Consider the following 18617-nt stretch of genomic DNA (forward strand, 5'->3'; position numbering starts at 1 on the left):
TGCCTTTCAACCCGGCAGCGAGAGGATGTGGCTGGTGCGGGCGATGTAATCGTTCCAGTCGCGGATCTTCTCGATCGAGCCAAGATAAGAGGCATCGCGGAAGAACAGAAAACCCGGCGTTTTCAGCGCCCTGTGGGTTTCGCGGACCGTTGCTTCGATGGCGTCATCCACCACGGCGCAATCAAAGGCGTTCTGAAAGGCCATGCGCAGTTCCGGCAGGATCACCGCCGCGTCCACCGTCTCCAGATTGCGGGCGGGGTCGCCCGGAACGAACAGGCAATGCAGACCGGGGCGGGCTGTAAACTCTGCGACGTCATGCAGCGAATGCAGGCGTGGCCAGCCGAATTCGGCCTCCAGCCGCGCCAGCAGCGGGTGCAGGGCGCCCCCGCCGGGGCTGTGCAGAATGTCGTGGGAATGGTCATGCATGGGTCAACCCGTTTTGCGGCCTGCGGCCAGCGCCGCCTGAAGATGGGACGGAAGCGCCGGGGTGCGACCCTCGAGATCGGCAAAGGCGCCCGAAGCGTCGCCCCCCGCCATGACCGCCCGCAACCCCTGCAATGCCGCCGCGATCCGTGCGGCGCGGTCAGCGTCGATCACCTCATGCGCCGTGCCGAGGAAGGTCAGCACCCAGTCGCCGGCTTGCGCATCGGCGGTCAGGCTGAGGTCGATCAGATCGCCGCCCTCGCTTTGCCCGGCGATGCCGTCGACCTGCGCCAGCCGCATCGGGATGCCCATGCACATCAGCCGGCCCCCGGGAAAAAGCGCGCATCGCCCTCGCGGCAGGCATCAGAGGCGGCGGGGCGGCCCGTCTCATAGGCCTCGCGCCGGATCGCCGGATCCGCAAGCTGGCCCGAGGTCGCACCCTCGCCGGCCTGAACGCCCCATTCGGCCAGCTTCGCCAGCGCAATCCCGATGGCAGGGTCGATCTGCGCGGCCACTTCGGGGCGGAGCCCTCCTCCGTAATCCTCCAGTTCGACCGGCTGGCAGCCGATCAGCATCAGCTGCGCCGGGCAACGCCCCAGCAGCTGGGCGGTGGCGATCACCTCTTGAAAGCCGGTCTGGTGCAGGCTCATTTTTTTGGCGCCCAGAAAGGCCGGAACCTCTGCCCCTTCGACCAGCTTCAGCGTGCCGGGGGGCAGTCCGTAATCCACCGCGTCAAAGACGATCAGCGCATCGGCTTCTTCCAGAAAGGGCAGCAGATACAGCCCCTGCGTGCCGCCATCAAGCAGCCTCACCCGTTCGGGCAAGGCATGGCGCGCGGCCATCTCTTCGACGCAGCGCACCCCGAAGCCCTCATCGGCCCAAAGCACATTGCCGATCCCCAGAACAAGGATATTTGCAGGCGCTTCCGCTGGCATCTGCCCCCTCCCCGAAGCATTGCTGGCAGGCGGTGCGGTCATGTGCCCCACCCCTATGAGCCGAAAGTATAGCCACCAGTTCCGAAAGCAGAGACAAAAAGTCGCAACCCTCGAAATTCCTTGCAAGATGATGATATAAAAATGAAATCCCACCAATGCGGGCGGGATTTCTGGATATGGTGCGGCAAGTGACCTGCCGACTTGTCCTGAAACCGGAAACGATCCTTCCAGTTGCCGCCAGCCGCGTTCAGTCGGGGCGATCATCCTTGAAGGTGCGGTGCCCCGAGATCATCGTCGAGACCATCGACTGGCGCGACATGATGTCTTCGCGGATCGCCACATAGATATGGATGATCATGAAGATCACGATCCACCACATGCCGATATGGTGCAGCGTGTGCAGGCGCTGGGTGTTCTGAACAAGGTCCTGAACCCAGCCGAAGACGGCATGGAACATGCTGTCCTTGCCCGCCCCTTCGGCATAAAGCGCAAATCCGGTGACGATCATGAAAGTCAGACCGACCGTCATGAACAGAAACATCGCAAGCTGCGCCAACGGGTTGTGGCCGACATATTTCTCTGGCTCTTTTTCCAGAAAGAAATACCAGCGCAGCTCGAACAGCAGCTCTGCCCAGAACCGGCGCGAGAAGATCGGCACATAGAAAAGCTGCTTTGCATGGTGATTGCCGATCAGCGCCCAGTAGAGACGGCCGAAAAAGCCGACCGTCAGGATCATCGCGGCCGAGAAATGGGCAAAGCGGATATAGCCGAAGACAAACTGGTCATAGGCTTCGGCGATCTGCATCGAGGGCGGCGGGCTGCCGATCAGCCAGCCGGTCACGCACAGGACCATGATGCAGGCCGCGTTGATCCAGTGCCAGATGCGGACCGGCGCCTCGTAGACATAGACCGAGGTTTGCCGGCTGGCCCGATCAGGGGCGCCCAGGGGGCGACCCTCGAAGACAGGATCATCGCCGGAATGGATGTCGCTCATGGCATCACCCGGCGGCCATCAGGGCAAGGCCCGCCATGGCGATCCCGGTGCCGGTTGCCGCCTGCACCATTCTGGCCGCCGTGGCGTTCGAGATCGTGCGGGCGATGAAAATGCCGACGATATGCAGCGCCGCCGTCGAGATCAGGAAGCCAAGCATATAGCCTGCCGCATTGCCATGCGCCTCGGTCGCATGAGCATGGCCGTGGCACATGGCGAACAGGGCGATCGCGGCCAGCGAGGCAAAGGTGATCTGGTCGGATTGCCCGCGGCGCGAAAGCGCGGTCAACAGACCGAACGCCCCGACCGACAGCACGATCCAGGTTTCCACCATCGGAATCGGGAGCCCGGCCCATGAAATCAACGCCCCCACGGCCATCGCGCCCATGAAGGTCGCCGCCCCCAGCCAGAAGCGATGCGGCAGGACAAAGCCCGACCACAGCCCCACCGCCAGCATCGCCAGCAGGTGATCCGGCCCAAAGATCGGATGCGAGAGCCCGGCCATGAAGCCCGAGGTCTCTCCGACCCCGGTATGGGCCAGAACGGGTGAGCCCATGAGTGCGACCAGCGTGGCCAGCGTCAGTTTTTTCATTGGATCGTCCCTTTCTCAGCGAATTTTGACGGTGGCAAGCTCGTCGCCATCCGGTGACATGACATGGGTCGAGCAGGCAAGGCAGGGGTCGAAACTGTGCAGCGTGCGCAGGATTTCGACCGGCTCGTCCGGGCGTTCCATCGGCGTGTTCATCAGGCTGGCCTCGAAGGCCCCGATATTGCCCTGACTGTCGCGGGGCGAGCCGTTCCAGGTGGTCGGCACCACGCATTGATAATTCTCGATCCGGCCATCCTTGATGCGGATCCAGTGGCCAAGCGCGCCCCGCGGCGCCTCGGTCATGCCGACACCCTTGGCCTCTTTCGGCCATGTCGAGGGGTCCCATTTCTCGACATTGGCGGTGCTTTGATCGCCATTCTTGATGTTCCGCACCATCTTGTCGAAGAAATGCCGCTGCAGGCGCCCGCAATATTCCGATTCCAGCGCCCGCGCCGCCGTGCGCCCCAAAGTCGAGAACAGCGCCTCGAAGGGCAAATCCATGGTTCTCAGTAGGCCATCGACCTGATTTTTGATATCCTCATGTCCCTTGGCATAGCCGATGATATAGCGCGCAAGCGGGCCGACCTCCATCGCGTGCCCCCGCCAGCGCGGCGCCTTGATCCAGGAATATTTTGCGGATTCATCCAGTTGTTCGATGCGGGTTTTTGTGCCCTTGAGATTCGGCCCCAGCTCGAATTTCGGATTGGTTTCCCCATCCCAAGGATGCAGGCCGCGGCCCGGCTCGCCATAGGAATACCAGGAGTGGTCGACGAATTCCTGCACCTGCTCTGGGTCGCGCGGATCGACGTCATGCACCTCGTTGAGGTTGCCGTTGATGATCGCGCCGCGCGGCAGGTGCAGTTGCTCGGTTGAAAAGTCATTCGGGTTTTCGGGGATGTCGCCATAGGCCATGACCGCCTGCGACGACAGCCCGCCCCCGTAAAGCCAGCTTTTGTAGAAGCCGCCGATGGCGATCACATCGGGAATATAGACGTTCTTGTTGAACTCGTCGCACAGGTCGATGATCGAGGAAACGAGGTTCAGCCGCTCCATATTGATCGCGCCGACAGATCCGGTGCCGTCGATATTGATCGGACAGGGCACCCCGCCCACCAGCCAATTCGGATGCGGGTTCTTGCCGCCAAAGATCGTGTGAACCTTGACAATTTCCTTTTGTAGATCAAGTGCTTCCAGATAGTGCGTCGTCGCCATCAGATCGGCTTCGGGCGGCAAAAGATAGGCCGGATTGTCCCAATAGCCGTTCTTGAACAGCCCCAGTTGCCCGGATTCGACGAATTTCTTCAGCCGGTTCTGCACATCGCGGAAATAGCCCGGCGATGACATCGGATGTGAGGGCGAGACCATCTGCTGCAATTCACTGGTCGCCTTGGGGTCGGCGCGCAGGGCATTGACCGGGTTCACCCAGTCCAGCGCATGCAGATGATAGAAATGCACGACATGATCGTGGATCTCCAGCGCCAGCTGCATCATGTTACGGATCGAATTGGCATTGTCGGGGATCATGATCCCAAGCGCATCTTCGACCGCGCGTACCGAGGTCAGCGCATGTGTGCCGGTGCAGACGCCGCAGATCCGTTCGACAAAGGCCCAGGCGTCACGCGGATCGCGCCCTTTCAGGATGACCTCCAGCCCGCGCCACATCGTGCCGGTCGAGACCGCATTGCGGATGACACCCTGATCATCCACGTTGACCTCGCAGCGCATATGCCCTTCGATCCGGGTGACCGGGTCCACCACGATGCGGCGCCCGGAATTGTCGAGGGTAAAGCCATTCGGCGTATTGATCGTCATGGCCTAGGCCTCCACCTTGTCCTGGGTCTTTTTCTGCGCCCGTTTCAGCGCCGAAATCGCGGCATGGACCGCAACGGCCCCACCGACCGCACCCGCCGCGATACCACCCAGCTTGTCGGCATTGGCCTCGACCCCGAAGGCCTTGATATTGGTCAGCCGGTCATAGAACGAACCCTGATCCCAGAACCCGTCTTCCGAGCAGCCGATGCAGCCATGGCCCGACTGGATCGGGAACGAAACGCCCTCGTTCCAGCGCACGGTCGAGCAGGCGTTATAGGTGGTCGGGCCCTTGCACCCCATCTTGTAAAGGCAATAGCCCTTCTTGGCGTTTTCGTCGTCCCAATGCTCGACGAACTGGCCGGCATCGAAATGCGGGCGGCGATAGCATTTGTCGTGGATGCGCTGGCTGTAGAACATCTTTGGCCGGCCCTGGCGGTCAAGCTCGGGCATGCGGTCGAAGGTCAGCATATAGGTGATGACGCCGGTCATCACCTCGGCGATGGGCGGGCAGCCCGGCACCTTGATGATCGGCTTGTCCAGAATGACCTTGTGGACCGGCGTCGCCCGCGTCGGGTTCGGCGCGGCGGCCTGAACGCAGCCATAGGACGCGCAGGCCCCCCAAGAAATGATCGCCTTGGCGTCCCTGGCCGCATGGCGCAGCTTTTCGACAAATGGCTTGCCGCCGGTGATGCAATACATCCCGTCTTCGTTCAGCGGCGGGTTACCCTCGACGGCAAGGATATACTGGCCCTTGTATTTCTGGATGGTGTCCTCGAAGGCGGCCTCGGCGGCATGGCCGGCGGCGGCCATCAGCGTATCGTCGTAATCAAGGCTGATCATCGACAGCACGACATCCTTGGCCAGCGGATGGGCCGAGCGGATGAAACTTTCCGAACAGCAGGTGCATTCCAGACCATGCACCCAGATCACCGGTGTGCGGGGCTTGGTTTCCATCGCATGGGCGATTTTGGGCACGAAAGCCGGGCCGAGGCCAAGCGCCGCCGCTGTCAGCGAGCAATATTTCATGAAACTGCGGCGGGTGATCCCCTGCCGGCGCATGACATCGTAGAATGTCTCGATTTGCGACAAGACGTCCTCCTCCTCTCAGCCTGGCGGCCCGGCAGCGCGGACCTTCGCGTGGTCTTTCAAGGCATGCCAAGGCAGGGGGGCGCAGGGCAATGACAGAATGTCGCAGATGGAGAAACAAATTTTATGGCGTCTTTTCAATCGGCTGCCGAAAATCCCGCGTCGCCCGGATGGTCAGGGTTCAGCCAGAGGACGCGCCCGCCGGTTACAAGCTTTTCGCCGCAGCCATGTGCTGCGCCGCAGCAACCAGCGCCTGACCGAAAGCAAGCCCGCCGTCATTGGCGGGGATCTGGCGATGCAGCAGGACCGGCAGACCGTCCAGCGCCGCCAGACATTCGCGCAACAGGAATGCGTTCTGTAACACACCGCCCGACAGGGCCACCGCCCGCGCCCGGTCGCCCTGAACCAGCGCGCGGGCCGGCGCACAGAAGGCACGCGCCAGCCCGGCATGAAAGGCCCCCGCCATATCGCCCCGATCGCGCCCGGCCGCCAGATCGGCCGCGGCGGCGCGCAACATCGGCGCGGGGTCGATGATCCCATCCCGGCATTCAAAGGGATAGGGCGCAGCAGGGCGCGCCATGGCCTCCAGCCGCATCGCGGCCTCGCCCTCGTAGCTCTGCGCCCCGGCAAAGCCCGCCAGCGCCGCAAAGGCATCGAACAGCCGCCCGGCCGAGGATGATCGCGGCGCATTCACCCCCGCACCGACCGCCTGCCGCAAAAGGGCGCGGGGCGCGTCGGGGAACAGCCGGTCCGCCACGGCGGAAAGCCCCGCCTGATCCAGACGGGCCAGCCCATTGCGCCAGGGCTCCCGGCTGGCGCGGTCGCCGCCCGGTAGGGGGGCGGGGGCCAGATGGGCGAGGCGCTCGAACCCGGTGTAATCGCCCAGCAACAGCTCTCCGCCCCAGATCGTGCCATCCGGTCCAAGGCCAAGGCCGTCCATCACGATCCCGGCCACCCTGCCCCCGTCCAGCGGCCACAGATTATCGCCAAGACACGAGGCCAGATGCGCGTGATGATGCCAGACCCGGATCAGCGGCAGGCCTGCGCCTTCGGCGGTGATCGTCGCGCGATAGCCCGGATGCGGGTCACAGGCGGCCAGTTCGGGGGCATGGTCGAACAGGGCCGCCAGATCGCACAGCGTGCGGTCGTATTCCAGCGCGGTCTCGGCATCGTCCAGATCGCCCAGATGCTGCGACACCATCGCCTGACCGTTCTTGGTCAGGCAGATCGCCGCCTTCATCTGACCACCAAAGGCCAGCACCCGAGGCGCTCCGTCAAACCCCGGCGGCAGGGGCAGCGTGCCCGGCACCCGCCCACGGGCGCGGCGGATCACCATTGGCGGATCGGCGCGCTCGACCCCGTCATCCAGCCGCCGCGCAATCTCGCGGTTGTGCATCAGGAAACCATCGGCAAAGCGCGCCAGCGCCTTGCGCGCCTCGTCATTGCCGGTGACCTGCGGGGCGCCCGAAAGATTGCCCGAGGTCATCACCAGCATCCCCCCGAAAGCGGCAATCAGCAGGTGATGCAGCGGCGTATAGGGCAGCATGACGCCAAGCGCGCGCATCCCCGGCGCCACATCCTCGGGCAATGTGCCCCGGGCGGGCACCAGCACCACCGGCGCCGCCGGGTCGCGCAACAATCGCCAGCAAGCCTCGGATGGCGTCGCATGGGCGCGGATCATCGCCGCGGTCCCCATCAGGGCAAAGGGCTTCGACGGCCGCCTTTTGCGCGCCCGCAACAGCGCAACGGCCCTGGCATCGGCCGCATCGCAGGCAAGGTGAAAGCCGCCCAGCCCCTTGACCGCGACGACCTGCCCCGCCTTCAGCGCCGCCACCGCCAATGCGACAGGATCGCCCGCGACCTCTTTTCCCCCGGCCTCATACCACAGGTTTGGGCCGCAGGCCGGGCAGGCGATGGGCTGCGCGTGAAAGCGGCGGTCGGCGGGATCGGCATATTCGGCGGCGCAATCGGGGCAAAGATCAAAGCCCGCCATCGTGGTTCGCGCCCGGTCATAGGGCAGTTCGCGCAGGATCGTATAGCGCGGCCCGCAATGGGTGCAGTTGGTAAAGGCATAGCCCTGCCGCCTACCGGGCGCTAAGATCTCGGCCCGGCATTCCGGGCAGGTCGCGGCATCGGGCGTGACCCGCGTTTCGGCGCCTGTGCCCGCGCTGGCCGCGATGGAAAACCCCTCGGGCATCGCGGCAAAAACCTGTGGCACGGCCTCGATCGCGTCGATTCTGGCCAGAGGCGGCCTATCCGCGCGCAAGGCCGCGATGAAATCGCCGCAATCCTGCGCGACCAGACGGATCAGGACCCCTTCGGCATCGTTCAGAACTTCGCCGCGCAACCCCGCCGCCCGTGCCAGCCGCCAGACAAAGGGCCGGAAGCCGACCCCCTGCACCTGCCCGCGCACCCGGATGGCGAAGCCCTGTTCCATGGTCGGCAGAGTCATGTCCGGCGGGCACTCCTTCCTCAATGCACGGTGCAGACCATGCAGGGGTCAAAGCTGCGCACCACATGCTGCACGCCAAGCGGGGTCGTCTCGCCCGGCTGGACCACAAGCCCCTCAAGCGCCGCCTCGACCGGACCGGGCACGCCGCCGGCATCGCGCGGGCTGAAGTTCCAGGTGGTCGGAGCGACGATCTGATACGAGGCGATCCGCCCGCCTTCGATCCTCAGCCAATGGCCAAGCGCGCCGCGCGCGGCTTCGACCAGCCCTTCGCCGATCCCATCGCTGATTTTCAGGGGGCCGGCCATGAAGCGGGCCTCGGGCACGATCCCGCGCGCCAGATCCTCCATCAGAACCTGACTGCGCGCCAGTTCCAGCAGACGCCCCGCCACCCGCGCCAGCACCCCGCCGCCGCCATCGCGGACCAGATCCAGCGCCAGCGGATGGCCGTCGATCACCTGCCGGGCCAGCGCGCCGGTTTCCATGGTGCGTCCGGCCAGTCTGGGGGCCTTGCACCAGCTATAGGCGGTGTCGCGCATATCCTCGTCGGGATCGGTCACACCCTGGGCCGGATGCGCCGCAGGCCCCAGCATCCAGCTATGCGACAAATCCTCGCTGATCGCCGCGATGTCGAGAGGCTGCGCCCCGCCATCCCAGATGCCGGGGGCAAAGCCGTGGCCGCCCTCCAGCGGATAGGCGCCAAAGGACAGATAGCGCCCCGAGCCGCGCCCCAGATCCGCCAGATCCAGATCGGCGGCGATGCGCAGGAACAGGCCGGCATCGCCCCCTTGCCATCCCATCAGCGCCGGGACCGAGGAAAGGGCCGCGAAATCCTCGACCGCTGCCCCAAAGACCGTATCCTCCAGATAGCGGCGAAAGGCCGTCAGGCTGGCCAGAATACGCAGCCGGTCGCGTTCGGACGGGGCGCGCGTCACGCCGCCGGGCTGGATCGCCAGGGTATGCGGCCATTTCCCGGCCATCAGCCCAAGGATATGCATCAACCCCGCCCGCGCCTCGACCGCGCGTTTCAGGGCCGATCCCTCCATCGCCGTGAACCGGGCCACCGCCCGATCATACCAGCCCCGCGCCTGATATTGGGGTCTGGTGAAATCGGGCATGAAGAACAGGCTGAAATGCGTCAGATGGTCCGAGACATTCTCGACCGCGTGGATCAGCGCGGCCATCCGCTCTCCTTGCGGTTCGGGGACCTCGCCCACCGCCATGGCCAGCGCCCGCGCCGCCGCCGCCGACTGGCTGATCGAGCAGATGCCGCAAATCCGCGGCACGATGGTCAGCGCATCGCGCGGATCCTTGCCGGGCAGCATACGCTCGAACCCGCGATAAAGCGGCGAGTTGATCCGCGCCGCGCTGACTCGCCCCTCTGCGATGTCCAGCCGGATCTCCAGATCGCCCTCGACCCGGTTGAACGGGCCGACGATCAACTGCCCCTGCCCCGTTTCGCCCCCTGCCCCGCTCATCGGGGTTTTCTCAGCGTCGGCGGGGTGACGATACGATCGGCCACGGCATTCTTCGCGATCCGCTCGGGCGTGGCGGCCTTGGACAGCGATGCCAGCGCCATGAACCAGGCCTTGGGCATATCGGTCGGCAGGCCAACCGGAATGCCGGCGATCTTGGGCGTGGCGGTGAACAGGTGGCGCGGCTCTTCAAATTCCGGCGCGGTGCAGTTGATGCAGGGATATCCGCCGCGTGTGCAACTGCCCTGACCATTCCAGGGCCGGATATTGCAATCGCCCACCGCCTGTGTGCCGATACAGCCCAGATGCTCCATCATGCAGCCCATTTCCGACAATGCGCGCGCGCTGGCCTTGTACTCGTAGAACTCGTTCTTCGGGCAGGCATGATGGACCAGATGATCGGCATAGAACCGGGGCCGGCCAAGCGCATCCAGATCCGAGGCCCCCAGCCGGCCCGCCGCCAGCATCAGAAGCGTCTCGGTCACCCAATCGGGATGGGTCGGGCAGCCGGCGATATTGATGACCGGCAGACCGGCACGGGCGCGGAACGTGGCCGGCAGGGCGCCGCCGGGATGGGCACCGTCATATTGCACCCCCACCGCATCCGAGGGGTTGCCCCCTGCCGTGGTCACGCCGCCATAGGTCGCACAGGTGCCCACCGCCACCACATGGGCCGCCAGCGGCGCCAGGTCCCGCATCCAGTCCAGTAACGGACGCCCGGTGCCCGACAGGATTTGATAGCGTCCGGTGCCACGCGGCCCGCGTGCAATCGCGCCCTCGACGCAGAGAATGTCCAGCGGCACCTCGCCCGAAACAAGGCTGGCCAGAATCCCGCGCACCTCGGCACCGCTTTCAAGGCTCAGCGCCGGATGCCACAGAAAGGTCAGCCCCGCCCCGGCAAGCAGGTCAAAGACATTCGGCCCCTCGGCACATAGCAGCGACATGGTGCAGCCACCGCAACCGGCGCTTTGCAGCCACAGAATGTTCATGCGCCCTCTCCTGCCAGCGGCAGCTCCAGCCGAAACAGCGCCCCACCACCAGAGGCGGGGCTGTAACTCAGCCTGCCGCCATGATCCTCGGCGATCTTGAGGCTGATCGACAGGCCAAGTCCGGTGCCTTTTCCCACGGGTTTCGTGGTAAAGAACGGGTCAAAGATCATTGCGGCCGTTGCCTCGTCGATGCCCGGCCCGTTGTCGTGGATTTCCAGCACGCCACGGCCTTCCTCGCGCATGATCCGCAAGGCGATCTGCGGGGCTGCGGTTTCCGAAACCGCATCCAGCGCGTTCTGCACCAGATTCATCACCACCTGCTGAATATGGCCCGTATGCCCCAGAACCATCACCGGCCCTTCGGCATTGATCTCGGGCACGGTGCTGTGGCCTGCCCCGCGCATGATCCAGAAGGCGGCGGTGCGGGCGGTCTCGACCAGATCGAAGGCCGCCATCTCTCCGCCCCCATCCGAGGACAGTCGGCGCAGATCCTCGACGATATCGCGCACCCTTTCGGCCCCCTCGCGCGCGCCCTGCACCGCCTCGCGCAGGTTGCGCAACTCGCGGTCCAGCCGCAATTCTTCCCGCAGGCGGACCAGTTCATCCCTGTCGGCCCCGGCCTGAACCCGGTCGAAATAGGTCTCGAACTTGGCGGCATAGCGTTCCAGCGCATGGGCATTGGCATAGACAAAGCTGATCGGATTGTTCAGCTCATGCGCCACCCCGGCCAGCAAACGCCCCAATGAAGCCAGCTTCTCGCCATGGACCAGCTGCGCCTGAGCGGCCTTCATCTCGGCATGGCTGCGTTCAAGCTGGGCATAGGCGCGGCGCAATTCCCCCACCGGACGCCCCGTCAGCACCAGCCCCTCGATCCGGCCGCGATCATCGAGGCGCGGCGACAGGACCGCCTCGACCGGGGCCGGCTCGCGCGAACTCACAAGCGAAAGCTCCATCCGCCCCGGCGCCCGCGTGCGCGCAATCTCCGCAATCAGGGCCGAAAGACCCGCGCGATCCTCTTCGCGCACCAGATCCGCCACGCTCCGGCCGACCAGGGCCGCGACAGGCAGCCCGGTGCAGACACAGGTCGAGGCATTGACCTCATCCACCCGCCCGTCGCGATCCAGCACGATCAGCACATCGGAAACCGAGGTGATGACCGAGGACAGGAACTGGCGCAGCGCCTCAAGCTCGCGGTTCTGGGCCTCAAGCCGCTCCTGATGTTCGATCAGCTCGGCATAGGTGCGATCCACCGCAATCAGCACATCGGACCAGGCCGCATCCGTCAGCGCAGCACCCGCCCTGTCGTCCTTTGCGTCCATTGCCCGTGGCATTTGCAATCCTCTCCTCACCCTTGCGCATCTTTCCATCCTGCATGTCAAGCCTGATAGTATGCCAAGCCTATGCTGCACCCGGGCGGGGGGCTAGAAGTGGGCGGGAGACATCACCTACATCTGGACGCGCGAGGGCTGGGTTTATCTGGCCGTCATCATCGACCTGTTCTCGAGGCGCGTGATTGGCTGGGCCATCAGCAACCGGATGAAGCAGGATCTGGCGATCAGGGCGCTGAACATGGCTGTTGCCCTGCGACGACCGCCACCCGGCTGTATTCACCACACGGATCGCGGCGCGCAATACTGCGCCCATGACTACCAGAAGCTTCTACGCAAAAACTGGTTCAAGGCATCAATGAGCGGCAAAGGCAATTGCTATGATAACTCGACCGTCGAAAGTTTCTTCAAGTCCCTGAAGGCCGAACTGGTCTGGAGACGCAACTGGCAAACCCGCCGCGACCCGGTGTCGTGGCAATCAATGCATGCAGAAAATGACGCCTCGTGATTGACGCATCGCAGGAGCCCGCCTAAGTATGTTTGTGACCGATCACTAACTAACGAGGTGCCCCGTGCGAAAGTCAGCGGAGCTTCGCAAGGCCGAGATCATGGCCACCGTACTCGACCTGGCCGACAGGATCGGGCCGGACCGGGTGACGACAGGGGCGGTCGCATCGCAGATCGGCGTCACGCAGGCCGCCTTGTTCCGGCACTTCCCGACCAAGGCCGCCTTGTGGCAGGCGGTGGCCGAGCATGTGGCCGAGGGGCTGGCAACGGCTTGGGAAAATGCATTAAGCCTCGGAGACACGCCGATCGTCAGGTTGCGTGCACTGATTTCCGCACAGTTCGCGCAGATCGACGCGACCCCCGCGCTGCCGATGCTGCTGTTTTCGCGTGAGTTGAACGTCACCAACACGGAGCTGCGCGCCACCTTTCACGGTAGGCTCACAACCTTCCACGGCCTTCTGGCGACGGAGATCAGAACCGCGCAGAAAGCCGGCGTGCTGCGCGGCGACATAGCCGCAAACGATGCGGCGGTGCTGCTGACCTCGCTCGTGCAGGGCGTAGCGATCCGCTGGGCGCTCGGCGCCCGCGATTTCGATTTGCGAGCCGAGGGGCTGCGCCTGTTCGACGCACAGTGCCGGCTTTTGGCTGCGGAAGGAAAATAGACGATGCGGCGCATCTGGCTATCGGGTCTTCTTCTAGCGGCGGCTGTCGCTGCCGGCTTTCTGTTCTTCACCGAACGCCCACTGACGGTGGCGATCGTTCAGCCCGAACATGATGTGGCCCTTCGCATCTACGGGCTCGGCACTGTCGAGGCGCGAATACTCAGCCGCGTCGGCTTCGAGGTGGGCGCCGCCCTGACCTCGCTGGCCGCCGATGCCGGGGACAGTGTGGCCAAGGGGCAGGAACTGGCCATCCTTCACTCTGCCGAACAGGAAGCGCGCGTTGCCCGCGCCGGCGCAGCGGTGACAGCCAACGAGGCCAATCTTGCCAAGGCCACCGCAGCCGTGATGCGCGCCCATGCCGTTCTGGCCGAGCGTGAGGCAGCGAACCGCCGCCAGCAAGGGTTGGTGCAGCGTGATATCGCCTCGGTCCAGCGCGCCGAGGAAGCGCAACGTGACGAGGATGTGGCCCGCGCCGATCTGGCCGTGGCCGAGGCAGATGTGGCGGTGATCCGGGCACAGAGCCTTGATGCGGCGGCGGCGCTGCGGCAGGAGGAAGCCCTTCTCGCCCACCACCGGCTGGTCGCGCCCTATGATGCGCTGATCGTCGCGCGCCATGCGGAGCCGGGCACGGTAGTGAAAGCCGGCGATGCGATCTTCACCCTGATCGACCCGGCCACCGTCTGGATCCAGGCCTATGTCGACGAGGAGCGCGCCGGCCAGCTTGCCCCCGGCCAGCCCGGCACGATCCGGCTGCGCTCGCAGCCTTCGGCCGAGTTCCACGGCACCATCATCCGCATCGGCCTCGAAAGCGACCGGGTGAACGAGGAGCGCCGCGTCTGGTTGACCTGCGCCGACTGCCCCGCCGAGATGTTTCTTGGCGAACAGGCCGAAGTGCGCATCCTGACTGGCACACGCGCGAGCGCACTGATGGTGCCCGAGGTCGCCATCACCGGCTTCGACGGCCATCGCGGCACGGTCTGGACGGTGCAAGACGGTCGTCTCGCACGGATAGGGCTGACCTTCGGCGCCCGCGATGATCGCGGCCGCGTCGAGGTCGCGGGCGGCCTACCCGAAGGAGCCGCCATCGTCACCAGCCCGCCCAGGGGCGCCGCAGAGGGCCGGCGCGCCCACCTCAGCGAGGCGCCATGAACCTCGCGCTCAAAGATATCCGCCACGGCCTGTTCCGGTTCGTGCTGACCTGTTTCGGGCTGGGGCTATTGATGACGGTCGTGTTGGCGATGATCGGTATCTATAACGGCCTCGTCTCGGACGCGCTGGCGGTGGTAAAGGCACCGACCGCAGATGTCTGGGTTGTGGAGGCTGGCACCAAGGGACCGTTCGCGGAAGCCTCCAGCATTCCGGTCGACACGCGCGATGCAGTGGCACGGATGCCCGGCGTGGCCGAGGCCGGCGCGGTGAACTACCAGAACGTCGAAGCGCCTCATGCCGGGCACACGCTGAGACTCTACGTCGTCGGCTACGAGCCGGGGCGTCCGGGCGGGCCGCAGGCGATCGCCGAGGGGCGCGGCATCGGCGCCAGCCATTTCGAGCTGGTGGCCGACCGCAAGACCGGCCTGCTGCCCGGCGAGACGATCCGGCTCGGGCGCAACCGCTTTACCGTGGTCGGGCTTGTGGAAGGCGCGATGAACTCGGGCGGGGATCCGGCGGTCTATGTGACGCTGGCCGACGCGATGGCGCTTCAGACTGAACTCAACCCCGCCGCCCAGCGGGTGCAGGCCGCGCGCGGCGCCGTTTCAGTCAAATCCGCATCCGTCGCCGCCGTCATCGCCCGCGTGGCGCCGGGCGCCGATGTCGATCTGCTGACCGCGACCGTGCGCCAGTGGAAGCACCTCGCCGCGATGACCCAGGCCGAGCAGGAGCAGTTGCTGCTCGCCTCGGTGGTCGACAAGGCGCGCCGCCAGATCGGGCTGTTCCTCGGCATCCTGCTGTCCGTCAGCGCCGTGGTGATCGCCCTCATCATCTACACGATGACCATGGAGAAGCTGAAGCAGATCGCCACGCTGAAGCTGATCGGCGCGCCCGACCGCACCATCATTGCGCTGATCGTGCAGCAGGCGCTGATCCTCGGCGCCTCGGGCTGGGGGATCGGCCTGATACTGATCCTTGCGGTGAAGGACTATTTTCCCCGCCGCGTGGTGCTGGAGCCGTTCAACGTCATGGTCCTTGCCGGCATCATCGCCGCGGTCTGCCTTCTATCCTCCGCGCTCGGCGTGCGGGCGGCGATGAAGGTCGACCCGGCCACCGCGCTAGGGAGCTGACATGGCGCTCGGCGACATCCTCATCGAGGTCTCGGGCGTGGCCAAGCATTTCGGCGAGGGCTCAACCCGCGTCGATGCCCTGCGCGCGGTCGATCTGACCGTGCGCGCCGGCGAGGTTGTCGCGCTGCTCGGCCCGTCCGGGTCGGGCAAGACGACGCTGCTCAACATCATCGGCTGCATCCTCGCCCCATCGGCGGGACGGGTGGTGCTTGATGGCGAGCCGGTGTTCGACGGCAGATGGCTGCGGCGCGACCTGAGGCGCCTCAGGCTCGACAAGATCGGCTTCATCTTCCAGGCGCACAACCTCCTGCCCTTCCTCACCGCGGAGGAGAACGTCGCGGTCGTGCTGGACCTTGCCGGCTGGTCGGCCGACAAGGGCCGGGCACGGGCGCGCGAGCTGCTCACCTATCTGGAAGTCGGCCACCGGGCGACGGTCAAGCCGGCGCTGCTTTCGGGCGGCGAGGCGCAGCGCGTGGCGATCGCCCGCGCGCTCGCCAACCGCCCCCGCATCATCCTGGCCGACGAACCCACCGCCGCGCTCGACGGCGCGCGGGCCGGGCTGGTGATGGACCTGTTGCGCAGGCTTGCCGTCGAGCAGGAGGCCTGCATCGTCACCGTCACCCATGACGAAAAGATCTTCGACCGTTTCGACCGCCTGATCCACCTGCGCGACGGCCGCCTCGCCGACGCCTGACCCCGGAGCTATCCATGCCCGTAAGACCCCGCACCCTGGCTATCGCCGCCGCCGTCGCAGTGATCTTCGGCCTGCTCACCCTCGTCTCGGGCGGCAGGGCGCTCTTCGGCGGCGTCGACATGGGCGCGGTGGTGCCCTTCGTGCTGTGGTTCAATTTCGGCGCGGGGTTTGCCTATGTTCTGGCCGGCATCGGCCTGTGGCGCGGCGCGGGCTGGGCGCCGGTGCTGTCGCTCGCCATCGCCGTGGCGACTGCGGCCGTCTTCGCCGCCTTCCTGTGGCATGTCGGCTCGGGCGGCGCCTGGGAAGCGCGCACCATGGGCGCGATGATCCTGCGCAGCGCCATCTGGATTACCATCGCGGCCTTCGCATCGCGGTGCCATAAGCCATCCGATTGATCCATTCACCCAGCCAGCGATGGCGGCTGCCAGCAGCCATCTCGCCAGCCAGGAACCCGACATGAGACGATTTCCAACCATTGATCTGTCATTGACCCTTTCGCTCGTCACCGTGCTCGGCATGGCAATGGCGGCGGCCGGCAGGTGGCTGCCCAGCGGAGCTTTCGACGCTCTGGAGCTGCCGGGGCTAGTGCTAGTCTATCTGGCTGGCGGCCTGCCCACCGGCTGGCGCGCGCTGTCGGAACTGTGGCGCGCGCGCGTGCTTGACATCGACCTGTTGATGATCGTCGCGGCAATCGCCGCCGCAATCGTCGGCGCCCCGTTCGAGGGTGCGGTGCTGCTGACGCTGTTCAGCATCTCGACCACGCTGGAGGAACGCGCGCTTGGCCGCGCCCGCCGCGCCATCGAGGCGCTGATGGCGCTGCGCCCCGAGACCGCCTTGCGCAAGTCCACCAACGGCGCTGTGGAGGAAGTTCCCGCCGAGGTGCTGGCCGTCGGCGATGTGGTGGTGCTGCGCCCCGGCGCCCGGGTGCCCAGTGATGGCGTGGTCGTCACCGGGCGCGGCGGCATCGACGAGGCCAATATCACCGGCGAATCCATGCCCGTGTCAAAAGAGGCCGGTGCGCAGGTTTTCGAGGCCACGATCAATCTGGACGGCGTGCTGGAGGTCGAGGTCACGCGCAGCGTCAGCGACAGCACCATCGCCCGCATGATCCGCCTGGTGACCGAGGCGCAGGCCGCCCGCGCACCCTCAGAGCGGTTCAGCGAATGGTTCGGCCAGCGCTACACGGTCGCGGTGCTGGCGGGTGCGGTGATCGCCTTTGCCACGTTCTGGTGGCTGGGCGGCGACTGGGAACTGGCGCTTTACCGCGCCGCCACGCTGCTGGTCGCCGCCAGCCCCTGCGCCATCGTCATTTCCGTCCCCGCCGCGATCCTGTCGGCCCTGTCGGCGGCGGCGCGCGGCGGAGTTCTGTTCAAGGGCGGCGGCGCGCTGGAGACGCTGGCCGAGGTCGATATCTTCGCCTTCGACAAGACCGGCACCCTGACCACCGGCCGCGCCGAGGTGACGGAAATCGTCGCGCTGGATGGCGACGAGGCCGGGTTCCTGTCGCTGCTGGCGGGGCTGGAGGCGCATTCCGAGCATCATATCGCCGCCGCGATCCGCCGCGAGGCCGACACCCGCGGACTTGATCCGGCGCGCATTGCCGACGTGAACGCAAGGCCGGGCATCGGCATCGAGGGCTGCGATGCCTCTGGCCCGGTCTGGGCGGGCAACCCCTATCTTGCCAGGGACATGGGGGCCGCGACGGATCACCCCGCGTTGCAGGCGCTGGCGGATGGCGCCAATTCGGTCGTCTATCTGGGCCGCGGCGCCACCGTGCTGGGCGCCGTCAGCGTGGCGGATGAGGCGCGGGCCAGTTCCGCCGGGGCGATTGCGGCCCTGCGCGACAGTGGCATCCGCCGCATCGTCATGATGACCGGCGACCGCCGCCCGGTCGCCCTGCGCATCGGCGCCGAGCTTGGCCTTGCCCCCGACGAGATCCACGCCGAAATGCTGCCCGAGGACAAGGTTCGCGCGGTGGGCGATCTGGCCCCAACCGGCTGCGTCGCCTTTGTCGGCGACGGGGTGAACGACGCCGCGGCGCTGGCCCGCGCCGATGTCGGCATCGCCATGGGCGTGGCCGGGTCCGAGGTGGCGCTTCAGGCCGCCGATGTGGCGCTACTCTCCGAGGATATGGAGCGGCTGGCCGATGCGCAGCGCCTGTCGCGCCGAACCTCAAGGGTGATCCGCCAGAACCTGACCTTCGCCATCGGCGCCATGGTGGTTCTGGTCATCGGCGGGCTGTTCTTCGACCTGCCCTTGCCGCTGGTGGTGATCGGCCATGAAGGCGGCACGGTGCTGGTGGTGCTGAACGGGCTGCGGCTGCTGTCGGACCCGATCCGCCGGCCCAAGGCACCGGCGAGCCGACAGGCATTGCCGGGTGTGGCGCTGCCGGCCTGAC

Annotated in this window: 17 protein-coding genes and 1 pseudogene; 7 read left to right on the forward strand and 11 right to left on the reverse strand. The window is 66.1% G+C overall.

Annotated elements, in window-relative coordinates:
- Window positions 1-6: 6 nt before the first annotated feature.
- The 11 genes from KF941_RS08210 to KF941_RS08260 form a co-directional block, all read right to left on the reverse strand.
- Window positions 7-426 (reverse strand): hydrogenase accessory protein, encoded by a 420-nt coding sequence (locus tag KF941_RS08210; RefSeq protein WP_104494085.1) that lies wholly within the window; start codon window positions 424-426, stop codon window positions 7-9.
- A gap of 3 nt (window positions 427-429) precedes the next feature.
- Entirely contained in the window at window positions 430-741 is a 312-nt protein-coding gene (locus KF941_RS08215) for a HypC/HybG/HupF family hydrogenase formation chaperone (protein WP_011749370.1), read from the reverse strand.
- A complete protein-coding gene (locus KF941_RS08220; protein WP_028714008.1) occupies window positions 741-1358 on the reverse strand; it encodes a HyaD/HybD family hydrogenase maturation endopeptidase in 618 nt (205 codons plus the stop codon). Before KF941_RS08220 ends, KF941_RS08215 begins: the two co-directional genes overlap by 1 nt.
- Before the next feature lie 247 nt (window positions 1359-1605).
- Entirely contained in the window at window positions 1606-2352 is a 747-nt protein-coding gene (gene cybH / locus KF941_RS08225) for a Ni/Fe-hydrogenase, b-type cytochrome subunit (RefSeq protein WP_104494086.1), read from the reverse strand.
- A gap of 4 nt (window positions 2353-2356) precedes the next feature.
- Window positions 2357-2941: a HupE/UreJ family protein gene (locus KF941_RS08230; RefSeq protein WP_104494087.1), complete on the reverse strand. Its 585-nt coding sequence runs from the start codon at window positions 2939-2941 to the stop codon at window positions 2357-2359.
- 15 nt (window positions 2942-2956) lie between these two features.
- Complete coding sequence (locus KF941_RS08235; protein ID WP_104494088.1) at window positions 2957-4750, reverse strand: nickel-dependent hydrogenase large subunit; 1794 nt, start codon at window positions 4748-4750, stop codon at window positions 2957-2959.
- Window positions 4751-4753: 3 nt separating this feature from the next.
- Complete coding sequence (locus KF941_RS08240) at window positions 4754-5839, reverse strand: hydrogenase small subunit (protein WP_028714012.1); 1086 nt, start codon at window positions 5837-5839, stop codon at window positions 4754-4756.
- 202 nt (window positions 5840-6041) lie between these two features.
- On the reverse strand, window positions 6042-8273 hold the full coding sequence (hypF, locus tag KF941_RS08245) for a carbamoyltransferase HypF (protein WP_028714013.1): 2232 nt from the start codon (window positions 8271-8273) through the stop codon (window positions 6042-6044).
- 35 nt (window positions 8274-8308) lie between these two features.
- Window positions 8309-9763: a nickel-dependent hydrogenase large subunit gene (locus KF941_RS08250; RefSeq protein ID WP_028714014.1), complete on the reverse strand. Its 1455-nt coding sequence runs from the start codon at window positions 9761-9763 to the stop codon at window positions 8309-8311.
- The gene (locus KF941_RS08255) at window positions 9760-10749 is read right to left on the reverse strand and encodes a HupU protein (RefSeq protein WP_028714015.1); all 990 of its coding nucleotides are present in this window, start codon (window positions 10747-10749) and stop codon (window positions 9760-9762) included. The genes KF941_RS08250 and KF941_RS08255 overlap by 4 nt, the downstream gene beginning before the upstream one ends.
- Window positions 10746-12080, reverse strand: coding sequence for an ATP-binding protein (locus KF941_RS08260; protein ID WP_028714016.1), 1335 nt, complete (start codon window positions 12078-12080; stop codon window positions 10746-10748). The genes KF941_RS08255 and KF941_RS08260 overlap by 4 nt, the downstream gene beginning before the upstream one ends.
- Before the next feature lie 94 nt (window positions 12081-12174).
- Between KF941_RS08260 and KF941_RS08265 the strand changes: the two are divergent.
- The 7 genes and pseudogenes from KF941_RS08265 to KF941_RS08295 all read left to right on the forward strand — a co-directional run.
- A pseudogene (locus KF941_RS08265) lies at window positions 12175-12537 on the forward strand (IS3 family transposase); the annotation flags it as partial.
- A gap of 148 nt (window positions 12538-12685) precedes the next feature.
- Window positions 12686-13246 carry a TetR/AcrR family transcriptional regulator gene (locus KF941_RS08270; protein WP_240540265.1) on the forward strand — a complete coding sequence of 187 codons (561 nt, stop codon included), beginning with the start codon at window positions 12686-12688 and terminating at the stop codon, window positions 13244-13246.
- Window positions 13247-13249: 3 nt separating this feature from the next.
- Complete coding sequence (locus tag KF941_RS08275) at window positions 13250-14395, forward strand: efflux RND transporter periplasmic adaptor subunit (protein ID WP_214273078.1); 1146 nt, start codon at window positions 13250-13252, stop codon at window positions 14393-14395.
- Window positions 14392-15525 (forward strand): ABC transporter permease, encoded by a 1134-nt coding sequence (locus tag KF941_RS08280; RefSeq protein WP_028714018.1) that lies wholly within the window; start codon window positions 14392-14394, stop codon window positions 15523-15525. The genes KF941_RS08275 and KF941_RS08280 overlap by 4 nt, the downstream gene beginning before the upstream one ends.
- A gap of 1 nt (window position 15526) precedes the next feature.
- Window positions 15527-16219 carry an ABC transporter ATP-binding protein gene (locus tag KF941_RS08285; protein WP_028714019.1) on the forward strand — a complete coding sequence of 231 codons (693 nt, stop codon included), beginning with the start codon at window positions 15527-15529 and terminating at the stop codon, window positions 16217-16219.
- 14 nt (window positions 16220-16233) lie between these two features.
- Complete coding sequence (locus KF941_RS08290; RefSeq protein ID WP_214273079.1) at window positions 16234-16614, forward strand: hypothetical protein; 381 nt, start codon at window positions 16234-16236, stop codon at window positions 16612-16614.
- Window positions 16615-16675: 61 nt separating this feature from the next.
- Window positions 16676-18616 carry a cation-translocating P-type ATPase gene (locus KF941_RS08295; RefSeq protein ID WP_051416314.1) on the forward strand — a complete coding sequence of 647 codons (1941 nt, stop codon included), beginning with the start codon at window positions 16676-16678 and terminating at the stop codon, window positions 18614-18616.
- The last annotated feature ends 1 nt before the right edge of the window (window position 18617 follow it).

The sequence above is a fragment of the Paracoccus sp. pheM1 genome (genome assembly GCF_018499825.1).
In the GTDB taxonomy this organism is placed as follows: domain Bacteria; phylum Pseudomonadota; class Alphaproteobacteria; order Rhodobacterales; family Rhodobacteraceae; genus Paracoccus; species Paracoccus versutus.

Bases quoted from the DNA above. Each gene is read 5' to 3' on its own strand.
- KF941_RS08210 (WP_104494085.1), bottom strand. From the start codon at position 426: ATGCATGACCATTCCCACGACATTCTGCACAGCCCCGGCGGGGGCGCC.
- KF941_RS08215 (WP_011749370.1), bottom strand. From the start codon at position 741: ATGTGCATGGGCATCCCGATGCGGCTGGCGCAGGTCGACGGCATCGCC.
- KF941_RS08220 (WP_028714008.1), bottom strand. From the start codon at position 1,358: ATGCCAGCGGAAGCGCCTGCAAATATCCTTGTTCTGGGGATCGGCAAT.
- cybH (WP_104494086.1), bottom strand. From the start codon at position 2,352: ATGAGCGACATCCATTCCGGCGATGATCCTGTCTTCGAGGGTCGCCCC.
- KF941_RS08230 (WP_104494087.1), bottom strand. From the start codon at position 2,941: ATGAAAAAACTGACGCTGGCCACGCTGGTCGCACTCATGGGCTCACCC.
- KF941_RS08235 (WP_104494088.1), bottom strand. From the start codon at position 4,750: ATGACGATCAATACGCCGAATGGCTTTACCCTCGACAATTCCGGGCGC.
- hypF (WP_028714013.1), bottom strand. From the start codon at position 8,273: ATGGAACAGGGCTTCGCCATCCGGGTGCGCGGGCAGGTGCAGGGGGTC.
- KF941_RS08250 (WP_028714014.1), bottom strand. From the start codon at position 9,763: ATGAGCGGGGCAGGGGGCGAAACGGGGCAGGGGCAGTTGATCGTCGGC.
- KF941_RS08255 (WP_028714015.1), bottom strand. From the start codon at position 10,749: ATGAACATTCTGTGGCTGCAAAGCGCCGGTTGCGGTGGCTGCACCATG.
- KF941_RS08260 (WP_028714016.1), bottom strand. From the start codon at position 12,080: ATGCCACGGGCAATGGACGCAAAGGACGACAGGGCGGGTGCTGCGCTG.
- KF941_RS08270 (WP_240540265.1), top strand. From the start codon at position 12,686: ATGGCCACCGTACTCGACCTGGCCGACAGGATCGGGCCGGACCGGGTG.
- KF941_RS08275 (WP_214273078.1), top strand. From the start codon at position 13,250: ATGCGGCGCATCTGGCTATCGGGTCTTCTTCTAGCGGCGGCTGTCGCT.
- KF941_RS08280 (WP_028714018.1), top strand. From the start codon at position 14,392: ATGAACCTCGCGCTCAAAGATATCCGCCACGGCCTGTTCCGGTTCGTG.
- KF941_RS08285 (WP_028714019.1), top strand. From the start codon at position 15,527: ATGGCGCTCGGCGACATCCTCATCGAGGTCTCGGGCGTGGCCAAGCAT.
- KF941_RS08290 (WP_214273079.1), top strand. From the start codon at position 16,234: ATGCCCGTAAGACCCCGCACCCTGGCTATCGCCGCCGCCGTCGCAGTG.
- KF941_RS08295 (WP_051416314.1), top strand. From the start codon at position 16,676: ATGAGACGATTTCCAACCATTGATCTGTCATTGACCCTTTCGCTCGTC.